Annotated in this window: 2 protein-coding genes; one reads left to right on the top strand and one right to left on the bottom strand. The window is 45.1% G+C overall.

From position 1 onward, the window contains the following. A partial coding sequence (locus tag IQ229_RS21990; RefSeq protein WP_194047379.1) for a glycosyltransferase occupies window positions 1–752 on the bottom strand: 752 nt, incomplete at its 3' end. 123 nt (window positions 753–875) lie between these two features. On the opposite strand from IQ229_RS21990, the gene shc reads away from it, so the two are divergent. Next, on the top strand, window positions 876–2,792 hold the full coding sequence (gene shc / locus IQ229_RS21995; protein ID WP_194047382.1) for a squalene--hopene cyclase: 1,917 nt from the start codon (window positions 876–878) through the stop codon (window positions 2,790–2,792). Window positions 2,793–2,904: the final 112 nt, after the last annotated feature.

The following is a 2,904-nucleotide window of genomic DNA, read 5'->3' on the forward strand; positions in this document are numbered from 1 at the left end:
CCCCTGCTCTTCTTGACAGCCATCGCCAGAGCACAATCGTCAATTAAAGCTTGGCGAATGACTTGAATACCGCCGATTCGTTCTAAAGCTTTTCGGCTAATCAGAATAGATCCCCCAGCGGCGGCGGCTGTGGCATTGTTGGGATTATTCACCCAGCGAAAAGGATAGAGTTTTTGGAAGAAAAAGACAAAAGCTGGAATCAAAAGTTTTTCCCAAAAGCTTTCACACCTGAGTCGCACCATTACCGAAACCATATCTAAATCTTGCTGCACAGCTTTAGCAACGAGTCGGCGGAGATTACCGGGATCGTGTTCGATATCTGCGTCAGTCAGCAAAAAATAATCGGGTGCAAATAAACTCGCGCTCTTTATACCTTGCTCAACTGCCCAAAGTTTGCCCGACCAACCGGGGGGCAGTGGTTCGCCAGAGATAATATGCAATTGCTGGGCTTTACCTACAGCGTGTGCAACCCCTCCGGCAAAATTTGCTGTCCGGTCTGTGCTGCGATCGTCTACTAAAAATACGTTGAAAGAACCGGGATAATCTTGAAGTAGGAGCGATCGCAAACTAGTTGGTATTAACTCAGCTTCGTTACGGGCTGGAACCACCGCACAAACCACAGGTAACGATTGTAGCTGAGTTTCTGTCACCTCTAATTGCTGGTCTGTCCGCCAAAACTGTCCCCAAAAACCCAGTAATCCTAACCAAATTGTCAAGGATAAGAGCATCAATCCTAATACAATTACATCCATGACCTATTGCAAATTATCAGTGACTCAGACAGAATACTATGTCTATTGATACAGGAAAAAAAAATTTTCGCTGTAATAGCGTATTCAAAACTAGTGTTGGGTGTTGAGGTTAAATAGTATTTGATGCAAACACAAGACAGGGTAAAAGTCAATCAAATCGCAGATGCGATCGCAGCCAGTCAAGAATATCTGCTTTCGATTCAAAATTCGGCAGGTTACTGGTGGGCAGAGTTGGAATCTAATGTCACCATCACTGCTGAAGTCGTCCTTTTACATAAGATTTGGGGAACAGACCAAACCAGACCTTTACACAAAGCTGAAGCATATCTGCGTCAAGAGCAACGAGAGCATGGCGGTTGGGAACTTTATTACGGTGATGGCGGAGAACTTAGCACCTCGGTTGAAGCCTACATGGCGCTGAGGCTACTAGGTGTACCAGCAAATGATCCGGCGATGATTCAGGCGCAAGCCTTTATTCTCCAACGGGGTGGTATCAGCAAAACTCGGATTTTTACCAAGTTACATTTAGCCTTGATTGGCTGCTACAACTGGCGCGGTATTCCCTCGCTACCACCTTGGATAATGCTGTTGCCAAAAGCTTTCCCTGTCAATATCTACGAGATGTCTAGCTGGGCACGTTCTAGTACTGTGCCGTTGCTGATTGTATGCGATCGCAAACCTGTTTATCTCACCGACTCAGCAATCAATCTAGATGAGCTATACGCTGAAGGTGTCGATCGAGTCCAGTGGGAATTACCCCAAAGTGGCGATTGGACAGATTTATTCCTCACCCTCGATCAGGGGTTTAAGTTGGCAGAAAGCCTTAATTTAGTCCCTTTCCGTCAAGAAGGCATCAAAGCCGCCGAAAAATGGATTTTAGAGCGCCAAGAAGCTACAGGTGACTGGGGCGGCATTATTCCGGCGATGTTGAATTCAATGCTAGCTTTGCGGTGTCTGGATTATGACCGAAGCGATCCTATTGTGGAACGAGGTTTGCAAGCAATTGATAACTTTGCCATTGAAACAGAAAATAGCTACCGGGTACAGCCTTGTGTTTCACCAGTTTGGGATACTGCTTGGGCGATGCGTGCCTTAGTAGAATCAGGCTTTGCACCAGATCATACCGCCGTGGTGCAAGCTGGAGAATGGTTACTGCAAAAGCAAATTTTGGATTACGGAGATTGGGTTGTCAAAAATCATCGGGGAAAACCAGGGGCTTGGGCGTTTGAGTTTGAGAATCGCTTTTATCCCGATGTAGACGACTCGGCGGTGGTGGTGATGGCTCTACATTTGGCGAAACTTCCTAATGAAAAAATCAAGCAGGCTGCGATCGCTCGTGCCTTAAACTGGATTGCATCTATGCAATGTAAACCAGGCGGGTGGGCTGCTTTTGATTTGGATAACGATCAAGATTGGCTTAACTCAATTCCTTATGGCGACTTGAAAGCCATGATCGATCCAAACACCGCAGATGTTACGGCTAGAGTACTAGAAATGCTGGGTGCTTGTGATTTGTCAATTGATAGTGATAATTTGGAGCGATCGCTTACTTATCTTTTACACGAACAAGAAACCGAAGGCTGTTGGTTTGGTCGTTGGGGTGTAAATTATATCTACGGAACCAGTGGCGTTTTATCAGCTTTGGCGTTAATCGATCCTCAAAGGCATAAACTCAATATAGAACGAGGAGCAGCTTGGTTAGTTGGATGTCAAAATCCAGATGGTGGTTGGGGCGAGACTTGCCGCAGCTACAACGATCCCAGTCTCAAAGGAAAAGGAAATAGTACTGCATCTCAAACTGCTTGGGCTTTAATTGGCCTTTTGGCCGCAGGTGAAGCAACTGGTAAATTAGTTCTTGAGGTGATTGAGCGGGGAATTGACTATCTGGTTGCAACTCAACAGGCAGATGGTACTTGGTTTGAGGCGGACTTTACAGGTACTGGCTTCCCTTGTCATTTTTATCTTAAGTATCATATGTATCAACAATACTTTCCTTTAATCGCGCTAGGTCGCTATCAAGCAGCGATTAAAGAAGGTTAATATTCGTTTTTAGTAAGGTAGCACACCTATGCTACCTTATCGTGTATTCCATTGATACGAAAACAGTTATTACATAAGCGATCGCATCAACTATATTTACTCAAGTAAAGAA

Origin of the sequence: Nostoc cf. edaphicum LEGE 07299 (assembly GCF_015207245.1) — a bacterium.
In the GTDB taxonomy this organism is placed as follows: domain Bacteria; phylum Cyanobacteriota; class Cyanobacteriia; order Cyanobacteriales; family Nostocaceae; genus Nostoc; species Nostoc edaphicum_B.